This window comes from Methanolobus tindarius DSM 2278 (assembly GCF_000504205.1).
GTDB lineage: Archaea > Halobacteriota > Methanosarcinia > Methanosarcinales > Methanosarcinaceae > Methanolobus > Methanolobus tindarius.
This window is the reverse complement of the sequence record NZ_AZAJ01000001.1, coordinates 1931971-1956074: the sequence shown is the minus strand read 5'-3', so window position 1 is coordinate 1956074 and position 24104 is coordinate 1931971. Positions and strand designations below refer to the sequence as shown.

At 40.9% G+C, this 24104-nt stretch carries 25 protein-coding genes; 10 read left to right on the top strand and 15 right to left on the bottom strand.

Annotated features, from left to right (window positions below; all coding sequences use genetic code 11):
• Positions 1–4: 4 nt before the first annotated feature.
• Both METTI_RS15815 and METTI_RS15810 read left to right on the top strand, forming a co-directional pair.
• On the top strand, positions 5–163 hold the full coding sequence (locus METTI_RS15815; RefSeq protein WP_023845592.1) for a hypothetical protein: 159 nt from the start codon (positions 5–7) through the stop codon (positions 161–163).
• Positions 160–330, top strand: coding sequence for a hypothetical protein (locus tag METTI_RS15810; protein WP_023845591.1), 171 nt, complete (start codon positions 160–162; stop codon positions 328–330). The genes METTI_RS15815 and METTI_RS15810 overlap by 4 nt, the downstream gene beginning before the upstream one ends.
• Here the strand turns inward: METTI_RS15810 and METTI_RS09440 are convergent.
• Positions 327–911 (bottom strand): hypothetical protein, encoded by a 585-nt coding sequence (locus METTI_RS09440; protein ID WP_023845590.1) that lies wholly within the window; start codon positions 909–911, stop codon positions 327–329. The genes METTI_RS15810 and METTI_RS09440 overlap by 4 nt on opposite strands.
• Positions 912–1271, bottom strand: a complete 360-nt coding sequence (locus METTI_RS09435) for a hypothetical protein (RefSeq protein WP_023845589.1) — start codon at positions 1269–1271, stop codon at positions 912–914.
• A gap of 631 nt (positions 1272–1902) precedes the next feature.
• Between METTI_RS09435 and nifH the strand changes: the two genes are divergently transcribed.
• The 7 genes from nifH (at position 1903) to METTI_RS09400 (ending at position 9403) form a co-directional block, all read left to right on the top strand.
• A complete protein-coding gene (nifH, locus tag METTI_RS09430) occupies positions 1903–2724 on the top strand; it encodes a nitrogenase iron protein (RefSeq protein WP_023845588.1) in 822 nt (273 codons plus the stop codon).
• Positions 2725–2748: 24 nt separating this feature from the next.
• Positions 2749–3066, top strand: a complete 318-nt coding sequence (locus tag METTI_RS09425) for a P-II family nitrogen regulator (RefSeq protein ID WP_023845587.1) — start codon at positions 2749–2751, stop codon at positions 3064–3066.
• A gap of 18 nt (positions 3067–3084) precedes the next feature.
• Positions 3085–3462, top strand: coding sequence for a P-II family nitrogen regulator (locus tag METTI_RS09420; protein ID WP_023845586.1), 378 nt, complete (start codon positions 3085–3087; stop codon positions 3460–3462).
• A complete protein-coding gene (nifD, locus tag METTI_RS09415) occupies positions 3459–5042 on the top strand; it encodes a nitrogenase molybdenum-iron protein alpha chain (protein ID WP_023845585.1) in 1584 nt (527 codons plus the stop codon). The genes METTI_RS09420 and nifD overlap by 4 nt, the downstream gene beginning before the upstream one ends.
• A gap of 14 nt (positions 5043–5056) precedes the next feature.
• Positions 5057–6427, top strand: coding sequence for a nitrogenase molybdenum-iron protein subunit beta (gene nifK / locus METTI_RS09410; protein ID WP_023845584.1), 1371 nt, complete (start codon positions 5057–5059; stop codon positions 6425–6427).
• A 73-nt stretch (positions 6428–6500) separates the two neighbouring features.
• A complete protein-coding gene (gene nifE, locus METTI_RS09405; protein WP_023845583.1) occupies positions 6501–7991 on the top strand; it encodes a nitrogenase iron-molybdenum cofactor biosynthesis protein NifE in 1491 nt (496 codons plus the stop codon).
• A complete protein-coding gene (locus tag METTI_RS09400) occupies positions 7988–9403 on the top strand; it encodes a nitrogenase component 1 (protein WP_023845582.1) in 1416 nt (471 codons plus the stop codon). The genes nifE and METTI_RS09400 overlap by 4 nt, the downstream gene beginning before the upstream one ends.
• An 86-nt stretch (positions 9404–9489) precedes the next feature.
• Here the strand turns inward: METTI_RS09400 and METTI_RS09395 are convergent, their stop codons facing one another.
• The 10 genes from METTI_RS09395 to METTI_RS09350 all read right to left on the bottom strand — a co-directional run bounded on the left by METTI_RS09395 (position 9490) and on the right by METTI_RS09350 (position 19740).
• Positions 9490–10212, bottom strand: a complete 723-nt coding sequence (locus tag METTI_RS09395; protein WP_023845581.1) for a hypothetical protein — start codon at positions 10210–10212, stop codon at positions 9490–9492.
• A 37-nt stretch (positions 10213–10249) separates the two neighbouring features.
• Positions 10250–15376 carry an APC family permease gene (locus tag METTI_RS15170; protein WP_023845580.1) on the bottom strand — a complete coding sequence of 1709 codons (5127 nt, stop codon included), beginning with the start codon at positions 15374–15376 and terminating at the stop codon, positions 10250–10252.
• Positions 15377–15616: 240 nt separating this feature from the next.
• Positions 15617–16198: a nitroreductase family protein gene (locus METTI_RS09385; RefSeq protein WP_023845579.1), complete on the bottom strand. Its 582-nt coding sequence runs from the start codon at positions 16196–16198 to the stop codon at positions 15617–15619.
• Between the two features lie 32 nt (positions 16199–16230).
• The gene (locus METTI_RS09380) at positions 16231–16578 is read right to left on the bottom strand and encodes a ferredoxin-thioredoxin reductase catalytic domain-containing protein (RefSeq protein WP_023845578.1); all 348 of its coding nucleotides are present in this window, start codon (positions 16576–16578) and stop codon (positions 16231–16233) included.
• A gap of 6 nt (positions 16579–16584) precedes the next feature.
• Positions 16585–16833 (bottom strand): glutaredoxin family protein, encoded by a 249-nt coding sequence (locus METTI_RS09375; RefSeq protein ID WP_023845577.1) that lies wholly within the window; start codon positions 16831–16833, stop codon positions 16585–16587.
• Positions 16830–17165, bottom strand: coding sequence for a Rieske (2Fe-2S) protein (locus tag METTI_RS09370; protein WP_023845576.1), 336 nt, complete (start codon positions 17163–17165; stop codon positions 16830–16832). The genes METTI_RS09375 and METTI_RS09370 overlap by 4 nt, the downstream gene beginning before the upstream one ends.
• Before the next feature lie 16 nt (positions 17166–17181).
• A complete protein-coding gene (locus METTI_RS09365; protein WP_023845575.1) occupies positions 17182–17487 on the bottom strand; it encodes a Rieske (2Fe-2S) protein in 306 nt (101 codons plus the stop codon).
• A gap of 23 nt (positions 17488–17510) precedes the next feature.
• A complete protein-coding gene (locus METTI_RS09360; RefSeq protein WP_023845574.1) occupies positions 17511–17825 on the bottom strand; it encodes a Rieske (2Fe-2S) protein in 315 nt (104 codons plus the stop codon).
• Between the two features lie 73 nt (positions 17826–17898).
• On the bottom strand, positions 17899–19263 hold the full coding sequence (locus METTI_RS09355; protein WP_023845573.1) for an MATE family efflux transporter: 1365 nt from the start codon (positions 19261–19263) through the stop codon (positions 17899–17901).
• Between the two features lie 33 nt (positions 19264–19296).
• The gene (locus METTI_RS09350) at positions 19297–19740 is read right to left on the bottom strand and encodes a MarR family winged helix-turn-helix transcriptional regulator (protein WP_023845572.1); all 444 of its coding nucleotides are present in this window, start codon (positions 19738–19740) and stop codon (positions 19297–19299) included.
• A gap of 216 nt (positions 19741–19956) precedes the next feature.
• On the opposite strand from METTI_RS09350, the gene METTI_RS09345 reads away from it, so the two are divergent.
• Positions 19957–20859 (top strand): IS5 family transposase, encoded by a 903-nt coding sequence (locus tag METTI_RS09345; protein ID WP_023845571.1) that lies wholly within the window; start codon positions 19957–19959, stop codon positions 20857–20859.
• 26 nt (positions 20860–20885) lie between these two features.
• On the opposite strand, the gene METTI_RS09340 is transcribed toward METTI_RS09345, so the two are convergent.
• From METTI_RS09340 to METTI_RS15165, 3 genes are all read right to left on the bottom strand, one after another.
• Positions 20886–21839 carry a hypothetical protein gene (locus tag METTI_RS09340; protein WP_023845570.1) on the bottom strand — a complete coding sequence of 318 codons (954 nt, stop codon included), beginning with the start codon at positions 21837–21839 and terminating at the stop codon, positions 20886–20888.
• An 11-nt stretch (positions 21840–21850) separates the two neighbouring features.
• Positions 21851–22699 (bottom strand): hypothetical protein, encoded by an 849-nt coding sequence (locus tag METTI_RS09335; protein WP_023845569.1) that lies wholly within the window; start codon positions 22697–22699, stop codon positions 21851–21853.
• Positions 22700–22890: 191 nt separating this feature from the next.
• Positions 22891–23967, bottom strand: a complete 1077-nt coding sequence (locus METTI_RS15165; RefSeq protein ID WP_023845568.1) for a transglutaminase domain-containing protein — start codon at positions 23965–23967, stop codon at positions 22891–22893.
• Between the last annotated feature and the right edge of the window lie 137 nt (positions 23968–24104).

The following is a 24104-nucleotide window of genomic DNA, read 5'->3' as shown; positions in this document are numbered from 1 at the left end:
TGATATGACGAAAGGACTAAAAACAACGGTGCAGGAGTCAAGTGGGAAATATACGACACCGATTCCCACAGCACTTATTAACCTTCTTGATATTCATAAAGGTGATAAGCTGATGTGGACGATGGATAATAGCAATCTCGTTCTTAAGGTCGTGAAACAATGACAAAAGACATTGAAGGTGAAATTTATCATTTGGATAAAATGATAACATCCTTGGTTGAACTCTTAGAAGAAAAAGGGGTAATCGAGTATGAAGAGTGGGAAAACAAGTTGCGTGAAAAGTTGGATGAGGTCAAGGGCTTAACCAAATTTGAAGATTTGGAAGATTAGTCTTTTTCTTTAACTGACTCATCTTTAATTAGCTTCATTAAAATGTAATTTGTAGCCCATGTATAAAAGTTCACTATTAACTCTTTACTCCATTTACACTTAATTGTAGACAATAGTATAATTGATATTAAAAAAAGTGGAGTTATTAGTATATAATCTAAGTTATCTAAGTTACCATTCGGTGATAAAATAATTTCTATTAAAGCAAATCCGCCCAGAATTTCCAATATATTTTTTCCAGCGTTGGCATTTATTAACCCTATCAATTTTACAATAAAAAGAATAAATAGAACCTCTACAAATATTGCTGTTATGTTTGTTTTTGCATTTACTAATTGAATGATAAGTAAGATTGTTAAATAAAACACTAAGGGATAGCTATATGTCTTACTATCTGATGAAAGGAAACTATCAATTAATCTCTCATCAAAATACACAATCACAAACACACTCATTATTAGCCCAAATAAAATGTAAATTCCAGTGTACTGCAAAGTTTTCAAAATCTCTAGACCCAAGATGGTGTTCCATACACTAGTTGATAATGCATCCATGTAGGGTGGAAGCTCATATAGGTCCATTCACACCATCCCAACCATATATAATATTGCAGGTACCAAAAAAACATATGTCAGCAGCAACATCGCAATTAAAATCAACAGCTTTTTATATGGTTCAAAATGACCAAGTGTAAATATTCTTACTTGATTAGGATCGATTATCAATAGTAAAAAAATAATAAGATAAATTAAGGTTACAAATGTTGTTAATTGTTTTGAAAATGTGCTAAAACCTACCATATTATCAATGCTTGTTAGTATTAGCAATAAGAAAGCAAAAATAAGTAAACTAATTCCTTGAATTAAAGTCCTCATCCAACTTTTCACATCATTTTTAACATTTAAATTTGTTTCCATATTTTTTGAGTTAGTTCCTTTCATTTTTCATACTCCTTAACTTAACAGAATCTATGTAGAAATAGGTTTAAATATAAAGACCTAGTACATAGGATTCCGTTAGTATCCTAACAAGCATAGAACCTGCTTCCTAAAGCAAACAAAAACGAAACACATACCCTGTAATCATGGTAGACCAGCCATGAGAAAAACGTTCGCAGGGAAATGGTACTAACTACCTCTTAGGTGACAGGTCCGCTTTGAACGCAGCTCCGGAAAATCAGAGCGGTACCTGGCTTTTTTGAAATATAAATATATAATACAGAAAGAATATTGCCTTAACTCTTCAGTTTATGGTCTTTATTGAAAAGGTCAGATATTACAATATATAAGTGTTTGCCAAAATGGGCCAAAAAATACGAATATTCCCTGAAATGGACAAATAACCTGCACTTACTAATAAAAAATAAAATGCGAGTGGACTTGCGCCACTGATACTGTTTTTAACTAATGTATGAAAAATAAATAAAAGTAAAGTAGCAATAGTTTTATATATTGGAACATAGTACATAGGATTCCGTTGTACGATACAAAACAACGCAGCTCCAATAATTAACACAGTCGTACAACAAACACAACAAAAAAACACATCAAATAAGTACAGAAGGAAAAGACCATGCGACAAGTAGCAATATACGGAAAGGGCGGAATCGGAAAGTCAACAACAACTCAGAATTTGACCGGAGCACTCGCCACCATGGGCAAAAAGATACTGTTAGTAGGATGTGACCCAAAGGCAGACTCTACAAGAATGCTTCTCGGAGGTCTTAACCAGAAGACAGTACTCGACACCCTCAGATCAGAAGGCGACGAATCCATCGAACTCGACAAGCTTATCCAGCCAGGATTTGGCGGAATCAAGTGTGTAGAATCAGGAGGACCAGAACCAGGTGTCGGTTGTGCAGGTAGAGGTATTATCACCTCAATCGGACTCCTTGAAAACCTTGGTGCATACGAAGATGAACTCGACTACGTTTTCTATGACGTACTCGGTGACGTAGTATGTGGAGGTTTCGCAATGCCAATCAGAGAAGGAAAGGCACAGGAAATCTACATTGTAGCCAGTGGTGAACTTATGGCAATCTATGCAGCAAACAACATCTGCAAGGGTATCCAGAAGTATGCAAAGGGAGGCGCACGTCTTGGTGGAATTATCTGTAACAGTAGGAATGTAGATGGAGAACGTGAACTTCTCGAAGCATTTGCAGAAAGGCTTGGAAGTCAACTCATTCACTTCGTACCAAGAGACAACATTGTACAGCGTGCTGAGATCAACAGAAAGGTTGTCATCGAATTTGACCCGGAGAGCCAGCAGGCAAAGGAATACATGACACTTGCTCAGAACATTGACAACAACGAGTTGTTTGTAGTTCCAACACCACTCGATATGGAAGACCTCGAAGCAATGATGGTAGAATTCGGAATAATTGAAGTATAATTACAATATCTGAGGTGAAAAACTATGCAGATGATTCGTGCAATAATCAGACCGGAAAAGGTAGTTGATGTTGTAGACGCACTTGAAAAGGAAGACTTTGTATCCCTTACTAAGACCGATGTATTCGGAAGAGGAAAGCAGAGAGGTATCCACACAGCAGATTTACAGTTCAATGAACTTCCAAAAACAATGCTTATGTTAGTAGTTGAAGATGCTGACAAGGACAAGGTCCTTGAGATAATCAAGTCATCAGCTCACACAGGAAAGTACGGAGACGGTAAGGTCTTCGTGAACCCAGTAGAAAACGCATACACAATCCGTACAGGCGCAAGCGGACTTTAAATCCGGAGGGATTTTTAAATGAAGGAAATAACGGCAATCATCCGCATGAACAAGGTGCACAAGACACTTGATGCCCTTGATGGATGCGGTTACCCCTCTTTCACCGTAGAAAAGGTGATGGGCCGTGGTAAGCAAAAGGGATTGTGCTTTGAATTCAATCCTCCACTTCCAGAACAGCCAGAGCCAGAAATGACTCACATACCTTTTGTCCCAAAGCGTATGTTTACCATCGTTGTGAGTGACAATGCAGCTGAGAAGGTAATACAGAAAATAATCGACATCAACCAGACAGGCCATGCAGGAGATGGAAAGATCTTCGTCACAGACATACCTGAAGTTATCAGAGTAAGGACAGGAGAATCTGGAGAAGATACTGTAGGGAGGAATGTAGAATGAGTTCTGAAGTAGAGAAGTCACAGAGCGTCATCGACGAGATGATGAAGGTCTATCCAAAGAAGACTGAAAAGGACAGAAGGAAGCACTTTACAGTAAAGGACTCCTGCGAAACAGAGCAGCACATCGAAGCCAACGCTAAGACCGTACCAGGTATAATGACAAACCGTGGTTGTGCATATGCCGGTGGAAAGGGTGTGGTAATGGGACCTATCAAGGATATGGTTCACATCACACACGGACCAATTGGCTGTGGATACTACACCTGGGGAACCAGGAGAAACATGGCAAAGGCAGAAGATGGCGGCGACAACTACCTGCAATACTGTTTCTCAACAGATATGAAAGAAACAGATATCGTATTCGGTGGTGAAAAGAAGCTCAGGGATGCAATTGATGATGCAATGAGAATCTTCAAGCCTGGAGCTATCTCCATCAATGCAACATGTCCGGTAGGACTTATCGGTGATGATATTGAAGACGTTGCACGTAACGCAGAAAAGGATTATCCAGGATTAAAAGTACTGGCTCTTCGCTGTGAAGGGTACAGAGGTGTAAGCCAGTCAGCAGGGCACCACGTTGCAAGTAACGTAATTATGGAACAGCTCATCGGTACTGAAGAACTTGAGAACCCAACACCATTTGACATCAACATCTTTGGTGAATACAACATTGGTGGTGACCTATGGGAAATCAAGACGCTCTTTGAGAAGATCGGATACCGAATCGTATCAAGCTTCACTGGAGACGGTTCATACCACAATATATCAAAGGCACACCTGGCAAAGCTCAGTATTCTTCTCTGTCACAGGTCAGTTAACTACACTAACCGTATGATGGAAGAGAAGTATGGAGTTCCATGGCTCAAGGTCAATTACGTTGGTGTCGAAGGAACAAAGAAGACACTCAGAAAGATGGCTGAATACTTCGACAATGAAGAACTCACAAAGAAGACTGAGGAAGTAATTGAAGAAGAAATGGCAAAGATACAGCCAGAACTTGAGAAGTATAAGAACAAACTCCAGGGCAAGACAGCATTCATCTATGCTGGTGGATCAAGATCCCACCACTACCAGAACCTCTTTGAGGATCTCGGAATGAAGGTACTTGTTGCAGGATATCAGTTCGCTCACCGTGATGACTACGAAGGTAGACAGATTCTTGACGGGCTGAAGGAAAAGGCATCCAGTGGAATTCTTGAAGATCTCCACTATGAAAGAGATCCGGATTTCGAACCTGCTATCAGTCCGGAACGTATGGAAGAACTCAAGGAAAAGCTTGGTCTTATGCAATATGAAGGAATGCTTCCTGAAATGAAGGATGGTACAATCGCTGTGGATGATCTTAACCACCACGAAACAGAATTCCTCATCAAGGAACTCAAGCCAGACCTGTTCTGTTCAGGTATCAAGGACAAGTACTGGGCACAGAAGATGGGTGTCCCATCCAGACAGATACACTCATATGACTACAGTGGACGTTACACCGGATTTACTGGTGTGCTGAACTTTGCAAGAGATGTAGACATGGCAGTGAACAACCCAAGCTGGAAGCTCCAGAAGACTCCATGGAAGGGAGAATAAAGGAGGACTGAAAAATGTTAGATTATACACCAAAGGAAGAAGTGGAAAGAAATGCACTGGTTGTTAATCCTGCAAAGATTTGCCAGCCAATTGGTGCAACTTACGCTGCATTGGGTATACGCAACTGTATGCCTCACAGCCATGGTTCACAGGGATGTCTTTCATACCTGAGAATGTGCCTTACAAGACACTTCAGGGAACCAACCATCGGTACAACCAGCAGTTTCTATGAAGGTACTGCTGTATTCGGTGGTGCATCAAACCTCAAGAAGTCACTTGAAAACATCGAAGCTGTATACACACCGGAAGTAGTTGCAATTCACACAACATGTCTCTCAGAGACAATTGGTGACGATGTAGGTTCAATGATTGAAGATGTAAAAGAAGAAGAACTCATAGACCCATCAATCAAGCTCTGTGCAGCATCAACCCCAAGTTACGTGGGTTCCCACGTAACAGGTTACGACAACATGGTAAAGTCATTTGTCACAACCTTTGCACAGAAGACAAAGCCAAACGGAAAGCTGAACGTAATCCCTGGTTTTGTAGACCCGGGAGACATTCGTGAGATCAAGAGAATACTCTCCATCATGAATATCCCTTCAATTGTCTTCCCTGACCAGACAGATGTTCTGGACAACGGAATTGGAATGGAAAGAGGACTGTTCGCAAATGGCGGAACACCAATCGGTGACGTGGAAGACAGTGCAAACTCCATGGGTACAATCGCACTCTGTGGAATGGCAGGAGGCGCAGCAGCAAAGGTATTCCAGAACAAGTTCAAGATGCCAGTCCAGATCGGTCCTGTACCAATAGGCGTACGCTTTACAGACAGGTTCGTTATGAAGGCAGCTGAGCTTGCAAATGTAGCAATCCCACCTGAACTTGAACAGGAAAGGGCAAGGGTTGTTGACATGATGACAGATGCTCATCCACACTTCTATGGAAAGAAGGTAGCCATTTTCGGTGACCCGGACATAATAGAAGGTGTCACAAGCCTTGTGCTTGAAATGGGAATGGAGCCTGTTGTAGTACTTTCAGGATCAATTAGCAAGGCTTACGTTGAAAGAGTCTCTGAAATGGTACATCCACTGTACCCTGACGCACAGATTCTTGACGAAGCTGACCTTTTCACACTCCACCAGATCATAAAGAACGAGCCTGTAGACATGCTGATCGGTAACACCTATGGTAAGCACATTGCTCTTGCCGAGGATATCCCACTGATCAGGGTAGGATTCCCAATCATGGACAGGGCAAACCTGCACCACTTCCCGGTCATGGGATACGCAGGAGCAGCTCGCTTGATTGAGTGGATAGGAAACACTTTCCTTGACATCAAGGACAAGACAGTTCCTGAAGAAGAGCTAGAGGTCGTACAGTAACGACCTCTTCATATTTGAAGAAAAGCCAGAGGTCGCAAAACGGCCTCTGAATAATTTATTTTGGAGTGAGAACATGCCAGACATTACAAGCGTGGTTAACACGCTGGATGAAAGAAAGCCATACATAGAACTGAAGCAGGCAAACAAGGCAGGTGAACTTTCATGTGATAGTACATCTATCGCAGGTTCTATGAGCCAGAGAGCCTGTGTATATTCAGGAGCACGTGTGGCACTTAACCCCGTAACCGATGCAGTTCACCTCGTGCACGGTCCCATTGGTTGTGCAAGTTACACCTGGGATATCAGAGGCAGCCTGTCAAGTGACAAGGAGACCTTCCGTACCAGTTTCTCAACTGATATGAAGGAACTCGATGTTATATTCGGTGGCGAGAAAAAACTTTCAAAGAGCATTGACGAACTGGTCGAGTTATATAACCCACCTGTCATCTTTGTCTATTCAACCTGTATTGTCGGTATAATCGGCGATGATCTCGAAGCCATTTGTAAGGAAGCAACTGAAAGGGTAGGAATACCTGTTATACCTGTTAAGTCAGAAGGATTCAAGGGTACAAAGTCCGATGGATACAAGGCTGCATGTCATGCACTTATGGAGCTTGTCGGAACAAAGGAACCTGAGATCACATCTGAGTACAGGATAAACATTCTTGGCGATTACAATGTGGCAGGAGACGTCTGGTTAGTAAAGCCCCTCTTTGAGAAGATGGGAATACAGGTGATCACTTCTATGACAGGGGATGCGACGGCAGATAGCATCTCAAAGGCACATGGAGCACAGCTGAATCTTGTTCAGTGTTCTGGTTCCATGACATATCTCGCGAAGTGGATGAATAAGGAATTCGGGATTCCTTTCAGAAAGGTCAGCTATTTTGGAATAGAGGATCTTGCAATTGCACTTAGAACAACTGCTGAATTCTTCGGTTCTGAAGAAATGATGAACATTGCAGAAGAAATAATCGAGCAGGAAACAAACAGGATAATGCCTGAAATTCAGGAAATAAGAAGCAGACTTGAAGGGAAGACTGCAGCAATTTACATGGGCGGGGCGGCCAAGGCATTAACATTGATAAAGGGCTTCCGGGAACTTGGAATGGAAGTCGTTATAATAGGAACACAGACAGGAAAGCGTGATGACTACAAGCAGATAAGTTATCAGGTAAAGGACGGAACCGTCATTGTGGATGATGCAAACCCTCTGGAACTTGCAGACCTTATTGTCAACCAGAAGGCAGACCTTATGGTAGCAGGTGTCAAGGAAAGGTTCCTGGCTTACAAGCTTGGTGTTTCTTTCTGTGATTTTAACCACGACAGAACAATTGAATTTGAAGGTTACGACGGTTTCCTGAACTTTGCAAGGGAACTTGACACTTCAGTTAACAGTCCTGTCTGGAAGTACGTTGGTAGTAAGATAGAAGGAGCTTATTCAGAAAGCAGTGGGGCAGACTGCGAAACTGAAGATGAGACAAAGACATCCAACAAGATAACTGGGGAGAGAAGTATGCAGAAGATTGATCCCATTACACTTCAACAGGAGCCAGTGGCATGAGCGAACGCAATTATACTACAGTCAATCCATGTATCATGTGCCAGCCAATTGGCAGTGTAATGGCTTTTAAGGGAATAGAAGATTCAATGGTTCTTTTACATGGGTCCCAGGGTTGCAGCACCTATATGAGACTGCACCTTGCACACCATTTCAGGGAACCTGTGGACATTGGTTCAAGCTCACTTAGCGAAAAGGGAGCTGTGTACGGTGGAAGCGAGAACCTGAAGAAGGGACTTAAGAACCTGATATCACGTTACAATCCAAAGGTGATCGGTGTCTCCACAACATGTCTCGCAGAGACAATCGGAGATGACATTTCACGTATCATCAGTGAATTCAGAGAAGAAGAGGGCGTTGGAGATGAGAGAATAATAATTCCTGTCCCGACACCAAGCTATGAAGAGAGCCACAACAGCGGATACATTAAGGCTGTTGAAGCTATTGTCAAGACATTTACCCTTGATGATTCAAAGAAGGAGATATTCAACAATAAGCTCAATGTCGTGCTTTCAGAGAATATCTCACCTGAAGACACAAGGGAACTTAAGCACGTATTTGACAGTATTGTGGGACAGAACTCATACATACTTCTCCCTGACATCTCTGAAACCTTTGATGCTCCTATGACAGGAGATCTTCACAAGATCCCTCCGGGAGGAACAACTCATGCTGATATTGCAGACATGAAGAACAGTGCTGCAACAATCGGACTGGGAATTACCAATGATAACAAAGCGGTCAACTACCTTGAGCAGACTTTTGATATCCCTTCGCAGAATCTGCCCCTCCCGATAGGACTTGAGTACACTGACAGGGTTTTGGCCGCATTGTCTAATATATCCGGGGCAGAAATACCAGATGAGTTCCAGAAGGAACGCGGAAGGCTTATTGATGCCATGGTAGACTCTCACAAGTACGTTTATGGTACAAAGGTTGCTATCTATGGTGACCCAAACAACGTGCTTGGTATGCTTTCACTTGTGCTTGAGAACGGAATGCACCCAATACTTGTGGTTGCTTCCAGCAAGTCACCAAGATTTGCTGAACAGGCTATGGAAAGAGTAAAGCAGGTAAAGCCAGATTGCGATGTTACAATCCTTGAGGATGTTGACTTTGATACATTCAACGATGCTGTTCAGAAGGCAAAGCCACAGATGATGATAGGCAACTCCAACGGAAAGTATATTGCAAAGGAGATGAACATCCCGTTAATTAGATTCGGGTTCCCAATCCATGACAGAGTCGGTGCCCAGAGGTTACTGACACTTGGATACAAGGGAGCAATGCGCATGCTTGACAGAATTACCAATACAATCCTTGAAGTCGAGGATACTGAATTAGCTGCGAAATGGTCTGAACCGGAAAGCTACGTTCCGCTCGGCGAAAGTAGCTTTCACTCCGCAGAAGCGTGAGGACGAAACCAAGAATGTGTAAAAAACGATGCAGGATTAAAAACGTAAATTCCATCCTGCATTAAATCTTTTTTTCTTTTTTCTTTCTAAAGAGGAGCTTCAACATCTGTCTCCTGGTCATAATCATAGATGTTGATTGTATTGTCAATAATAACAGGTGAGCTCATCCCCTGAACTTTCATCTGTATATCGATATAAGTTTCAATAGAGAGCACGTGATAATTATTTTCATCAATGAGATAGTTCACATAATAATCATTTAACTGCTCACTGCCCTGAAGATCCAGACCTGTCCTGTCAGCTTCTTCAATCAATGTTGTCTTGTCAGGAATTGCTGTAAGAATTATGCCTGCATCAGTTCTTTCCATACTGAGATTTGTAGATTCTTTAAGAAGATATTCATTCTGGGATAACTGGTCATTGCTTTGCCAGGTGTCTTCATCAAGATTTCTGGATTCCCATGTTCCATCATCCTCTCTCATGTATGCTGTCTCATCAACAACTACCATATCAATTGACTTTTCAGGAGAGAAAAAAGTGATATCCATCTCATGGTCAACATAACCGACATATCCATTTCCCTGCAGAGGAGAAACTGTCTCCCCCAGAATTGTTATGTTACTGCTCATGTTAAACCGGTAGGATTTGATATCCTCCGAGACATGTATAACTCTTCCTGCCAGTTCGTAAGGGTCATTAATTTCCCTGTACTCTGCATAATAAAAAACGCCTGACAATATCAAGATGGAAACGATAACAATACCAGCATAAAGCTGTTTGTTATCTGTTCCTTTTTTTTCTGATGACAATCAAACCACCTTCGTATAATAGATTACAGGCTTCCTCTTATTCTTTTCTTTTCAGAACTACAATACCGGCCAGAAGTGCCACCGTAACAAGAGCCAGCATCCCGAGTAAAGCTGAGGAACCAGAGGTACCTCCTTTATCTGAAGTAGGACTGTCATCTCCTGAAGATTCCGGTGTGTTATCCAGAGTAACTGCTGTTTCTTCAGATGTAATAGTGTCAATTGCATTTTCATCAGAAATATCTGCCCCCGCCGGAGTATCATCTTTTGAATCTATAATGCCGTCACCATCAGTATCCGGGTTGAAAGGATCAGTACCCATTCTTCTTTCTACGAAATCAAAAAGTCCGTCACGGTCCGAATCAAGAGGACTGTCATCGTCACTGCCATCAGCCGATACAACAGATTCAGCCCTTGCTCCTCCGGAAAGTCCGTAAGTGCTGAAGTGGGAAACATTCGCCCACATGTAACCTTCATACTCTTTTCCGTTTATAACATCATTGTCGGTGTTTATTCCAAGTTCATAAACCCAATCCATATCAGTGCTCATCTTTTCCCACAGACCGCTGGTCTCGTTATACCAGATCATGGAAAGACTGGATTCGTCAATGTCACCGGCATCGTTGCCATCAAGGTCACCTGTCCTGTCAAGATCGCGGCCTTTGTAATATATCACAAGCAAAGCACGCTGGATATTATTGGATGTTTCGTTCATGACATTTTCACTGACATTAATGTCAAGGTACCTTACTCCAAGGTCACCTGAGGATAGTCCGAAACTTAAGTTGTGAGGAAGTTCATCTTCATTATATTGAGTCAGTTCAATGGAAGGCTGAACCGGTTCTTTAAGCTCAACCATCACATAAAGTCCCATTTTGCTGATTGAATCTGTCCTGAACTGGCTTACAGCAGTTGGATATTCCAGTTCAGAACCGGTCTTGAACAGCTCAAGTATTTTATAGTGGTCGTTTGGATATGGACTTGAGAGCATGACAACAGTCTGGTTTTCAGACCATACATCGTACTCAACTGCAAACCTGTCATAATCAGACTCCTGCATTTCTGAAAGTGTATCAGGAGCTACTGAAGCAAGAATATTCATTGTAATATTACCAGCCGTATCATCAACAGTTCCCGGCCTTCCTACAAACAGGATGTTTTCCCTGGCAGAATAATTACTGATGTTTTCAGGATTGAAGACAATTACATTAGTGTACTTTTCAAGATTCTCTATCAGCTCAAGGGTAGCTTCATCCTCATCATAGCTGGCCCATATTCTTTCAACATTGTCAGCAAATGAATACGGGTCCTCTGAATCATTCAGGCCATTTCCATCAGTGTCGCCATCATTAGGATCAGTACCATTCATGATTTCGAACATATCAGAAAGTCCGTCACCATCGGTATCATTGTTCTTTGGATCAGTCCTGTTGCTTATCTCCATACCATCAAGCAGCCCGTCACCATCCGTATCATTGAGATACATGCTGGTATTATAGAACACTTCGTAACCGTCAAGCACCCCATCACCATCAATATCAGGATTACATGCATGATTAGTGTCCCAACTAAATTCCTGACCATCTGGTATCAGGTCATCATCGGAATCTGCGTCTGTTGCACTTGTACAGCTCTCAAGTTCCAAACCATCGGAAAGACCGTCATTATCGGTGTCTTCGTTAAGTGGATCCGTACCATCACGTATTTCTTCCCAATCGCTTAAAAAATCACCATCTGTGTCAGTATCCCATGGATCTGTGCCGAAAATAATCTCGGCGTTATCATCCAATCTTTCTCCATCGCTATCATAGTCAAGAAGGTTTGTACCCAGACTTAGCTCCACAAGATCGCTCAGGCCATCATCATCAGAATCTGTATCCCTTGGATTGGTTGAATTACTATATTCTGCCAGGTCACTCAAGCCGTCATAATCTGTGTCTTCATTAAGAGTTTCACTACCAACATGGACCGTGTAAGTTCCGGACTCATTGGTAAAGGTCACATCCCATCCGGCTGTTTCGATAACATCCATCAGGCCATCATCGTCAGTATCTGTAGTATTGGTCGGTGCCATCGGGTTAAGATTGTTCAGGTATTCTTCTTCATCACCAAGACCATCCCTGTCACTATCAGGTGAGAGTGGGTCGGAGTAGACTGTCATGTTGAAAGTATGGTTACAGTAGTTGAAACTTATCTGCCATCCGCTTATCTCAAGATAATCGGACATGTTATCGTTATCAGTATCATAAGCGGAAGCATTTGTACCATAGATGAGTTCCATCCTGTCATTCAGGCCGTCGCCATCGGCATCTGACTTTGAAGGATCAGTACCAGTGGTATTTATTTCAAAAACATCACTAAGACCATCACCATCTGCATCCCATGAACGTGGATACGGATCATCACCGTTTGCAAGTCCGTCATGGTCATAATCCAGCGCAGAGAGCGGACTCCATCTTACAAGGTCATCTATATTGTTAGGGAGGACATCAAAGTAGAGAGTGTCCAGTATACTATAGGAGGAGTCGGTTTCATTCAATATGGTGTATTTGTAACCATTCCAGAAATCCCACTCTATTTTGCGATCTGTATACACTATATTGTATTCAGCTATGAACATCGTTGGAACCGGGAAATTGATAACGGCAGATTCCGGCTCTATCCATGCTACCGCCTCATAGGTGGTGTTCTGTACGTCAGGATACGTATTGTGTATTGAAATGGTGTTGGTATAATCGCCATAATCAGAGAGCCAGTAAGACAGTGGGGTCTCTGCGTATCCAACCCTATAGTTCTTGTAATGAGGAATGATGTAGCTGTTCTGTACATCCGAACAGGTGCCAGAAGATGTTTTCGCAATTGTTCCGTTGATATAACTCCTGAAAATTATCCGATCTCCAAGATCCAGCCCATTGCCTTCGCCGTCCTGAAGGTCAAGTGATGTGTTTATAATTCCCAGTGAACATTCCGTGTTCGGATACGTCTGATGGAATGTACCGACAATCCATGAGACCAGGTCTGAGAAACCTATTCCAAAGATTCCGAGGATAAAATCAGTTAAACCAATTAGTCCCATAATGATACCACCAACAAGAGCAATTATCCATCCCACTGTAGGTATGGTTGCACATGCCAGAAGTATCACACCAATAGTTAGCATTACAGCAGCGTATGCGATCATAATAGAAGCATAAACAGCGCCCTGGAAAGTACCGGTGTTTGACCAGCCCTCACTCATGGCAATGTTAAAGAATCCCCATAGTGCAAAACCAACATCAAGGACAAAACCGGCTATCATTGTTACTATACCAATAACACCAAGCACTTCTCCTAAACCGTTCAGGCCTTTGGCAATGGTTCCCACCACCCCAAGAGTCTTACTCAGCGACTGGCTGCTTGTCAGCAAAATTCCCAGAAATCCCTGTACTGCTTCAAGAACATATTTAGTAGCAAAGAAAGCCCTGTAAGCTATTTCAGTTGCATTGGATACAAGGTCAATGAACGCGAAGCTTACAAAAACAACATTTCCAACCCACGACTGGATCTCATTTAGAATCTCCATTTCAACTGGGAATTCAAATGATTGAAGATCCCCGCCAATGCTTGTGACCTTTGATTCACCCACAGACCAGACAAGCGACAGTGCCATTACTGACTCAAGAGAGTCTGCATCAATACTCACTGCAGAACCCCAGTCCTCCAGTTCTCCGAGCATAGACTCAGAATCCGCAGCAGAATTATCCTTAGTATTGTACCAGTTGGTCTGAATTGTCTTTAAGGAAATTACAGATTCAGCACTCATATCTATGGAAATATCATTGCCAATAACGTATGAACCGGAACCAAAATCAGAAAGGTCTGCTATTGTAAAATTACTCTGGATAGCAGATACTACCGGAAGAACTCGGTCATCAGGAAGTGAATTCAGCGCATCAGGCGTCATTTCAGTTGTAAGTGACTGCAATCCAAGGTCACGGTGTGCAAAATTATCGATGTCAGATGATATAGTTATATTGTGAGCAGCCAGTTCCTGTGGCATATCCTGTATTGTTGACTGGTTGTCTCTCAAAAATGAATAAGCCATCATGAAGTTGCTGCCAATGCTCTGGTTGATGTCATCCGTATAGAAAATACCAACATCACTTCCATAGCTCTCCTCAATGCTTAAACCTGTGAGAGTGAAATCTTCCCTGTATGTTATGAGAGTTGTGGATTCTGTACTTATTGTACTATTGGCCTCATCCAGAGTATCTGTTTTTGCCTGAACTAGCCACAGAAGGCTTGCGTTCATATTGATGTCATTGTTACTTGATTCAGGATAGAACATCTTTCCTGCAAGAGCTGTCTCTCCACCTATTCCATTTACCTGGAAAAGTGGAACATATACTCTGTCACCGGAAACACCAAGGCCATAATCATCAATATCTGCCTGAGCAGGTACAGAGTCCATTGTCAATTCAAGAAGGGGCACGATTGTCAGGTCCTCCGTAGAACCATCAAGATCCTGCATAGCACTTTTATTATCAAATGGCCAGTCCAGTTTTTGGTTGGCAAGTCTTACATGACTGGAACTTTCAGGAACAATCTGAAAATCAATGTAAACAGGATTTCCATTAGTGCTAATATCAAAATTGAAATAATCATATTTTGTTGACACTGCAAAAGGTGATGAGTCGACGTTGTCTTCCACACCGTCATCATCGTTATCAAAGTCCCAGATATTGGAGACACCATCTGAATCAATGTCAAGCGAAAGTACATCAGTTACTTCAAAGTTATCAGCAAGACCGTCAAAGTTGGAATCCATTTCAAGAGGATCGGAAAAATAGAGAATGGTTTCGTTATAATCGTCAAGCTGGTCAAAATCAGAATCAGTTGAGTTAATATCAGTTCCAAGGATAACTTCAACAGTGTCCGGCAAACCATCACCGTCAGTGTCGGTAGGATCAGTTGTTACGTTTATTAGTTCAAGAACGTCTAACCCGTTAGCTGCAGGATTCTGCATTTTTATCTGGGAAACCATCGAAAGAGCCGTGACGGTATCCTGAGGAATATAGGCTGAATCTTCCTCGTTGAAAATGTCTTCATTGTTTGCTGCAACAGCCGGATAGAACTGAGCTGATAGTAAAGTTATAACTAAAAGTACCTGAAAAAAAATATTCTTCATCTGGTGCCACCTTCTCAATATAAGAATGGAGTTATATATAAAAAGTTATGTATAAAAAGCCAATCGAACTTTGTTTCAGAAAAGAACAAACACAATAGACGGAATGGTCCTGATGCTATATCATTAAACAGAGTAGTAAAACTAGTGTGCACCGAACCACCTTAAATAAAAGGTAATTCACACACCATATATAAGTGTTTATTCTTATACTAAAAAATTAAAAATAATTGATATGTGTATTCAGTCAACCCACACAATCGGTGGTTCTTTTTTAGGTGGTTCTTCAGTCACCCTTAGTTCATAACCGAATACAATAGGTGCAATCACCCTGTAATCAGGTGTAATTCCAAGCTCTTCAAGCAGTTCAGCACTTTCCTGTACAAAACATGCAGAACCTATCCAGCAACTGCCAATTCCCATTGAATGGGCTGCAAGCATCATATTTTCAGCACAAAGGGAACAATCATAGTCCGCAGTTATAGCTGCATTGTTACCAAGGATTATGACAAGTACCGGAGCATCATAAAAAATATTGAATTCTTCCTGAGAAAGATATTTCTTGAAGTCTTCTATCGTTTCACCGGTAGCCTCTTCCAGTTTTGCCAGAAGACGTGGTTTACAATGATCAGAGATACGTGTCATCATTTCACGATTTTTAATTACAACAAAAAACCATGGCTGACTGTTAAAAGCTGACGGAGCATGGATACCTGCATCAATTATTGTATTGATGTCCTCATCACTTACCTCTTTATCCGTATATTCACGGACACTTCTTCTGGTCTTTATATTTTCAATTACTGTATTTTCTGCCACTCCCATAAATTCACTCCCTGTTTCCCCTTTATTCTGTTTCAACTTTTATTTTTTGATTCCAGAAACTCCTTGAAAGAAATCTGCATCAAGCTGTCGGGATCTTCAACATCCTTATGGACGTAGAGACCACACCAGCAACGCTTCATTGCATCATAGTGTTCCCGGTGGAAGGGAATACACGGACACACAAGTTTCATGTCATGTTCCCTTTCGTCCGTAAGTCCCTGGCAAGGACAGAACGGACTTCCTTTTTCCTTTTCGATGTTGACTTCCTGTTCAAGCAGGAATTCAACTAATTCCTCATCGGGACTGAACTTGTATCCCAGAGGGTCTACAACTTTTGAGAACATGGTTCTCAGTTGCTCTTTACGCTTTTTTTCATCCATAGTAGATCAGAGATCCAGTAATGTAGCGTATTTGTCAGGATTGTAACCGACTACAACCTCATCATCAATTTTAACAAACGGGAAAGACATTTCAGCCCCATGTGCAAGACAATCTTCCTTTATGGCTTCCTTTGTCTTAGCATCCGCTTTGTCATAATCAGTATATTCAAAAGGAACTTCATGTTCCCTGAAGAATTTCTTTGCCCTCATGCACCAGGGACAGGTGCTCAGGGTATACATTACCACTTTCTTCATTTACCTGCACCTTCCTTACTTAAATTTACAAAAACACCTTCTTCCATAACCTTGGTTTCATAGATAGGTACCCTGATCTCTTCTGCATCAAGGAATTTGCCTTCACGGACATCAAATCTCCAGTCATGACAGGGACATTTGATCACGTATTGTTCAAGAGTTCCCTTTGACAGAGGACACTCCATATGCGGACACTTGTTGGACATTGCAAAAAAGTCATCGTCGACCTTCAGGACAAGCACTTTATTACCTTCTATAAGTAAAGGCTTCTTTTCGCCGTTACCAAGTTCATCTGCCTTTAGTGCAAATACCCAGTTATCTTCCTGTTTCATAGATATATTCCCGCTATCACACGAGGACAGATATATTTCCGTCCTTAAGCTGTGTTTCATATACATTGACTTTAATCTTGTCTGATGCTACATATGCCCCGGTGCGAAGATCAAAAGTCCAGCTATGACACGGACATTTTATAGAATGGTCCACAAGGATGCCTCCCTGGAGAGGGCAATTCATATGGGGACAACGATTCTCAATAGCAAATATTTCCCCGTCAACTCGAACCAGGAGGATTCTGGTACCTCCAAGTTCTACGGGTTTCATTTTGCCTTCTTTCACATCAGTTTCGCTTGCAGCTATCGTCCATGAAGTCATTTGTACTCTCCGCTTATACGGATTTAAAGAAGGACAAGTATTTCCCCGTCTTCAACCTTGTTCTCAAAGACAGAAAGTTCTTCATCCTTATCTCCGAGATACTTACCGGACCTTATATCATATTCCCAACCATGGCACGGACATTTGAGCACATATTCTTCACTGAAAGTTCCTTTTGATAAACGACAGCCCATATGTTTACATTTTCCGAAAAGGGAATATACAGTGTCATTCTTCCTGATAAGAAGTACAGGCGTCCCTTTTACCCTTGCAAACTCCATACTGCCTTCTTTAAGGTCATCGGCTTTTATAGCAAAGAACCATGATTTTTCCGGCATTTATATCTCCCATAAATATTCAGGGATTCAAAAATATAAATAGTTGTCGTGAAATAAAATAATGTAGCAAGAATTATGCCTTGCTACTACTTCTGTCCTGGAAATAACGATATTCTTTCCAGACAAGGAATAAACTTATGATGGCAGCCATGAGGTCTGATATCGGAAATGCCATCCATACTCCTGAAAGGTCAAAGTAATATGGCAAAAGTATTACCAGAGGAATCAGGAACAGAATCTGGCGGCACATTGAAAGGAAGAATGATGGTCTTGCCCTGCCAAGTGACTGGAAAAACGTTGTTCCGATAACATTAAGACCTATCAAAGGACTTGCCAGTACCATTATTCTCAGAGCTGATGCTCCGCTGTTTATGAGATCTGCATCTGTGCTGAACATGCTGAAGAATGTTCCCGGAAACGCCGACAGCAGAATAAAACCTGCCAGTCCGAAGAGAGTTGTAATCATCAATGATTTCTTAACTGATTCATTGACTCTTTCGTAATTCTCTGCCCCGTAGTTATACCCGACAATTGGTTGAAGTCCATGGGATATACCTATTATCGGCATTAATATCAGCATTAACAGTTTGATTGCTACACCAAATACAGCTATTGAGAGGTCTCCTCCATAAACTGCAAGTACGTTGTTCAGTACCAGCATCATGAAACTGTTGGATGCTCCCATGATAAATGAACCGAAACCAATTACTGATATTTCTTTTATAAGCTCAAATTGTGGTTTGAAATTTGCCAGTTCAAGCCTGAGAGGACTTTTTCCGCCAATGTAGTAATATAATAGATAGATAGTTCCTGCAAGTTGTGCAAGTACGGTTGCAAGAGCCGCACCTTTTACACCCATGCCAAATCCGAACATAAGAATGGCATCAAGGAAGATGTTCAGAACACCTGAGAATATCATGTTGTTCATTGCAATCTTCGGATTACCTTCAGCCCTCACAAGGTTGTTCAGGACGAAACCAAAGGTGAATGCCAGTGTTCCCTGCAATATGACAACAGCATATTCCTTTGCATAAACAAGATTATCAGCGGTTGCACCGAAAAGATTCAGTATCGCATCTACATTGAAGAAGAACAAAATCTGGAATATAATACTGAGTACCAGTGTAAAGGTAAAGACATTACCAAGTGTCCTTTCTGCCTTTTTTACATCCTTTGAACCCAGCATCCTGGAAATTACCGAGGAACCGCCTACTCCTATTCCGATGGAGAGTGCTATCATGAGCATCTGGAGTGGGAAAGCAACAGCAACTCCTGCAATTCCAAGCACACTCTGGTCTCCGAGTGCTCTTCCTACAAAGAAGGTGTCTACTAGATTGTAGAATGCCTGGACAAGAAGTCCGATTATTGCCGGTGTGGCAAGCTGCCAGAGAAGTTTGTTGATCTTCTCAGTACCTAAAAACTCACTTTTTTCATTCATGATGTTATCCTGATATCAATATTTGTTTTTCATTCAATTAGAGGAATTTCTGTCATATTCCTCAAGGGTATTTTTTGTTTTATCGAGGAGCTTTCTGAATATTTGTTCCTCGTCATCTGACAGATCTGAAAGCAGAATGTCATTCCATTCCTGAAGAGCAGCGTTTATCGCCGGAACAACTCCCATGCCTTTGTCGGAAATGAAAACACGATATATACGCCTGTCATTCTCGTCCTTTTCACGATAGACATAGCCTTCTTTTTCAAGTGCTGTAATGACCCTGGTTGCCGTAGCTTTGCTAAACTTAAGATAACGTGCCAGACTTTCCTGAGAACACCCGTCTTTATGTGAGAGTGTCAGCAGGAATGCAAACATCGGACCTTTCAGCTTGTATGATTCAAGCGCATTCTCGATGTAACGATGATTATGTGAAAAGATACAAGCGATCTTAGCACCGATTCTTTCAGACTGTTTCATGTTTTGTAAAGTTCCCGTTTTAATTAGTTCCGTGTGAAACTAATTAGTTTAATGTGAAACTAATATATAAAGCTAATCTATATGAAAAATAAAAAAAGAAGAAAATATGGCTCTGTAGAAAACCTTCTTTGAATTTTATTTCAGCATCATAATTTAAAAAGAATTAGTCCCCTAAGTATTACTTGCAACAGAAAACACATAGGGGATGATTGTGTTTTGTCTAATAAGTATTTAAAGTTTGTTGATACAGCGCTAGCTGTATCAGGAAACTCACACCTTCAGATTTATAGTTGTAAATATTCTAAAAGGAAATATACTCAACACCAACTACTGACATTGGTTTTGTTGAAAGAATATCTTGATGAAGATTATAGGGACATAGTAGAAGTTGTAGAATTAATGGATAAAGTTAAAGCAAGAATTGGACTTAAACAAGTTCCACACTTTACTACACTCCATAAATTCATTACAAGATTAAGATCGATCTACTTCAATGGACTACTGCAACAAACATTAAAACTGTTTTATTCATATGGGGAACAGATAGAGATTACTGCTATTGATTCAAGTGGGTTTACTAGTGGTCATTGTAGTTACTATTACTCTTGGAGAACAGGAAAGAAACGAAGATCTTTCCTGAAAACAAGTATCTCTGTTGATACGGAAAAGTTCATAATTACAGGTTTCAAGATTTCAGGTAAACCTGTTCATGATGCGAAGCATGCAATGACATTGCTAAAGCAATGTCATAAGAATCGTAAATCCAAGTATTATGTAATGGACAAAGGATACGATTCAGAAGACATACATTCACTAACAAGAGAACAACTTGAATCCATAGCTATGATTCCTTTGAGACAAAGAAAAAGGAAGAGAATCAAAGGATTGTACCGCAGAAAAATGGTACGGGAATTTGACAGAGAATTGTATCATAACAGAAATCTGGTTGAAACGATGTTCTCAGTCCTGAAAAGGAAATATGGTGAAGAAATTAGGGCAAAAAGGTATTGGAATCAACTAAAAGAAGTCAAATTCAAGCTGCTTGTACATAACCTTGACAGGTATGTCAAGGTTATAATTGTTGTCAAAATGAGGATTTCTACAAAGCCGAAAATATAGACAATCTGAATGACTATGCTTCAAAGTTATTTAGTGAACCGGGATATTATCAACAAACAGAGAATGAGCATAATTGAAGTGAAACCAGGCGTGGTTTGTGAAGTTTCTTCTCCATCTTCAGCAGATTCATTTTCAATAGATTCCTCCATTGTTTGAGGAGATTCTTCTTCAGTGGGAGGGATTTCCTCTAAGAAAGCCTCGTCTGTTTGTGCTGGAAATTCCCACACAAAAACGACTGAAATATTACTAATACCTTCATCTCCAAAATGTTCATCAATTGTTTGATATATTTCGTTTAAAGATGTATCATTGACTTTATCTGGTGTCCCTTTATTAACTCCAACTTCAATGTATCCACTGTACTTTTTGAATCCATATGACAAAAGAGGGCCACCGTTTGCGGGAGTATAAGATTCCAAATCAAGAAATCTACCTTCATGAACTTTCTCAGACCACTCCAGCCATTCTGTTTCATCAGCAAATACCGGGACATTTCCCATAGCAGCTACAAACCAGGAACTATTTTTTGCTTTTTCAAATGCATCTGGATCGTATTCAAATTTCAAATCCTCTTCATCTTCTGCCCACATGAAAACAACGGGAACTTCACTTAAACCTGTATGTTCTTCACAATGAGCTTCAATTTTTTGATACAACTGGTCGATTCTGGAATCATTAATCTCTCCTTTGTATTCAGATTTTAACTCAACTATTATGAACTCACTGCATGCAAATGTTCTTATGGCTTTATCAAATCTATAATAAGAATACGAATCGGGGAGACTTCTACAGCAATTGCCAATTATATTTCTCCATTCCTGGTCAATTGTGTCTGCAAAAGTACCTTTGCTTGTTATAAAATGAGAGTCTTCGGCGTATTCTTCAAATGTGTCAGTTTCCGCGCTTGCAAAACCTACCAACATTAACAATAAAGCTAATGATAGCAAAAACCATGTTCCATATTTATGCCATTTACACATGCAATTCCTCCTTATTTTCTAAATCTTGTCAATATAAGGATGCACATGACTAACATAATAGAAGAGAAACCAGAACTATCTTCAGTAGGTGGTTCAAACCACATAAAGACTACTGGAATGTCACTGACACCTTCTTCTTCAAAATGATCTTTTACAATTTGATATATTTCATTTATGGAGGAATCAGTTACTTTTTCCGGCGAGGTTTTGTCAACTCCAATTCTTATATAGCCGCTATATCTATTAAATCCATATGACAATATCGGACCACCGTTATGAGTGTAATATTGATCCAATTCATCAATTTGTCGTGCCTCGAAAACAGAATCTGACCAGTTACTCCATTCATTTTCATCTTCAAATATGGGCACTATTCCACGGGCTGCCACAAAATCAGGGTCATTTTTGATGTTTTCAAAAGCATCCGGATCATACTCATATGTCAAATCTTCTTCATCTTCATCCCACAAAAAAACTACTGGTACATCACTTATGCCACTATTTTCTTCACAATATGATCCAATTTTACTGTATATTTCATCAATTCGCGAATCATTGATTTGCCCTTCATAAGCAGAACCGAGATATACAGTTAATACCTCGTTTCTATTCCCAATGCTATTTATGGATTCATCAAATTTGTAATATGAAGGACTTGTGATATTTAACCAGCAATCTTGTATTGTATTATTCCATTCTTGATCAATAGTATCGGGTAAGCTTCCTCTACTAGCTATGAAATGAGAATCTTCTGTAAATTCTTGAAATAATTCAGTTGCAGCACTTGAATAGTTTATTATGAGTAATGTACTTAAGAATAGAATCAGTAAGCTTTTCCATATTTTATTAGTTACAACCATTATGCCACCACAAAAATATAAGCATGATTGATACAACGAACATGCTGACAAATGCTACAAATATATGCCCAGTTCCATAAAGTTTGGAGATAAACACATGAATTTACACTACTCAAAATATATTCGATAGCATATAAACATATTTGAATTTCAAAGATAGTATTTAATAAAATAAAAAAAGAAGAAAATGCTCAGTTATAACTGGACGGTGTCTCGTCCCAGTTATCCGGAGCATCTTCTGTTCCTGAACTCAAGTCCATGAAGTATTCGTTGTTGTAATAGTACCATATTTCTATGACAGAGTAATCCTCGTCCAGGAAGTAATCGAAATCTATATCCTCATAGTCATCAGGATAGATCACTTCTTCCTCGTCGTCGTCATAGTATGGACCAACTGTAGCGTCCACAGGGAACCATTCTCCGTCCTCGTAGACCTCTACCCATGCGTGTCCGCCGGTACTACCATCGAAGTTCACAAGACCTATGGCAACCCTTACTTCGCTCTCGTCATATTCGCCGGAGCCTATAAGCAGTGATGCCAGAGTGTTGGCCTGGTCTTCACAGTCGCTTACTATCTCACCGGGAACCGGGTTTGAATCATAGTCAGGAGTTTCCTCAAGGAACTCAGTTGGAGTTAACCATAATTCCTGCTGGCCGTTCAAGGTACTGTCAGATACCCATATCCATTCAACTGCCGTCTCATATATTTCATCCTCGTCATCGAGGTATTCATCATCAAGATAATCCTGAACCGCATCTGCATATGGAGTTACATATTCCTGTAATTCAGAGACATCTGTTACTGAAAAAGTATTCTCCTGCAGGAAATCCATCAACTCTTCCCTGTCCATCATTTCCTGCTGCATCCTTGGAACTGGCTGCTGCATAGGGGCATTCTGGGCAGGCACATTTGAAGGAGCTGTATTCATTCCTCCCTGCTGACCCTGCTGCCTCATGGTCTGAGGGTTCTGGTTCTGGTTTTGCATATTGTTCTGTGGAGTTAGGGTCGATTGCGGAGTCTGCATGTTTTGAGCACTCTGCATCTGACCCTGACTAAATCCTAATCTCTGGGCCATATTGGAATTAAAAAACTGCTGGCTTGTCGCATAATATATCTGCTGGGCTTTTGCCTGCATGCGACCTGAAACACCATCCTCAATGGAAACAGAAGAAAGGGATAGAGTCGCATCGTCATTCTCAACAGCCACTGCATAGGCTGAAAACATTAGTATAAGTGCCACAAGTGTAGACAATATCATTTTCTTCATAGCATTTCACCTTACTTTTCCATACGATTCTCTATTCATTCATGTTTATTTTTCCTTACTTACCCCACTTGTTCCTGAATATAGTAAAGGCATCATATGAAGCAAAAGCCTCATATGAAACCCATCGATTCCCTTCA

Coding starts and splice junctions, on each gene's coding strand:
- METTI_RS09420 (WP_023845586.1), top strand. CDS start 3,085: ATGAAGGAAATAACGGCAATCATCCGCATGAACAAGGTGCACAAGACA.
- nifK (WP_023845584.1), top strand. CDS start 5,057: ATGTTAGATTATACACCAAAGGAAGAAGTGGAAAGAAATGCACTGGTT.
- METTI_RS09370 (WP_023845576.1), bottom strand. CDS start 17,165: ATGAAACAGGAAGATAACTGGGTATTTGCACTAAAGGCAGATGAACTT.
- METTI_RS15815 (WP_023845592.1), top strand. CDS start 5: ATGACGAAAGGACTAAAAACAACGGTGCAGGAGTCAAGTGGGAAATAT.
- METTI_RS09385 (WP_023845579.1), bottom strand. CDS start 16,198: ATGGGAGTGGCAGAAAATACAGTAATTGAAAATATAAAGACCAGAAGA.
- METTI_RS09435 (WP_023845589.1), bottom strand. CDS start 1,271: ATGAAAGGAACTAACTCAAAAAATATGGAAACAAATTTAAATGTTAAA.
- METTI_RS15165 (WP_023845568.1), bottom strand. CDS start 23,967: ATGAAGAAAATGATATTGTCTACACTTGTGGCACTTATACTAATGTTT.
- METTI_RS09365 (WP_023845575.1), bottom strand. CDS start 17,487: ATGACTTCATGGACGATAGCTGCAAGCGAAACTGATGTGAAAGAAGGC.
- METTI_RS09340 (WP_023845570.1), bottom strand. CDS start 21,839: ATGTGTAAATGGCATAAATATGGAACATGGTTTTTGCTATCATTAGCT.
- METTI_RS09355 (WP_023845573.1), bottom strand. CDS start 19,263: ATGAATGAAAAAAGTGAGTTTTTAGGTACTGAGAAGATCAACAAACTT.
- METTI_RS09350 (WP_023845572.1), bottom strand. CDS start 19,740: ATGAAACAGTCTGAAAGAATCGGTGCTAAGATCGCTTGTATCTTTTCA.
- nifE (WP_023845583.1), top strand. CDS start 6,501: ATGCCAGACATTACAAGCGTGGTTAACACGCTGGATGAAAGAAAGCCA.
- METTI_RS15810 (WP_023845591.1), top strand. CDS start 160: ATGACAAAAGACATTGAAGGTGAAATTTATCATTTGGATAAAATGATA.
- METTI_RS09380 (WP_023845578.1), bottom strand. CDS start 16,578: ATGGATGAAAAAAAGCGTAAAGAGCAACTGAGAACCATGTTCTCAAAA.
- METTI_RS09425 (WP_023845587.1), top strand. CDS start 2,749: ATGCAGATGATTCGTGCAATAATCAGACCGGAAAAGGTAGTTGATGTT.
- METTI_RS09440 (WP_023845590.1), bottom strand. CDS start 911: ATGGACCTATATGAGCTTCCACCCTACATGGATGCATTATCAACTAGT.
- METTI_RS09400 (WP_023845582.1), top strand. CDS start 7,988: ATGAGCGAACGCAATTATACTACAGTCAATCCATGTATCATGTGCCAG.
- nifD (WP_023845585.1), top strand. CDS start 3,459: ATGAGTTCTGAAGTAGAGAAGTCACAGAGCGTCATCGACGAGATGATG.
- METTI_RS09360 (WP_023845574.1), bottom strand. CDS start 17,825: ATGCCGGAAAAATCATGGTTCTTTGCTATAAAAGCCGATGACCTTAAA.
- METTI_RS09335 (WP_023845569.1), bottom strand. CDS start 22,699: ATGGTTGTAACTAATAAAATATGGAAAAGCTTACTGATTCTATTCTTA.
- nifH (WP_023845588.1), top strand. CDS start 1,903: ATGCGACAAGTAGCAATATACGGAAAGGGCGGAATCGGAAAGTCAACA.
- METTI_RS09375 (WP_023845577.1), bottom strand. CDS start 16,833: ATGAAGAAAGTGGTAATGTATACCCTGAGCACCTGTCCCTGGTGCATG.
- METTI_RS15170 (WP_023845580.1), bottom strand. CDS start 15,376: ATGAAGAATATTTTTTTTCAGGTACTTTTAGTTATAACTTTACTATCA.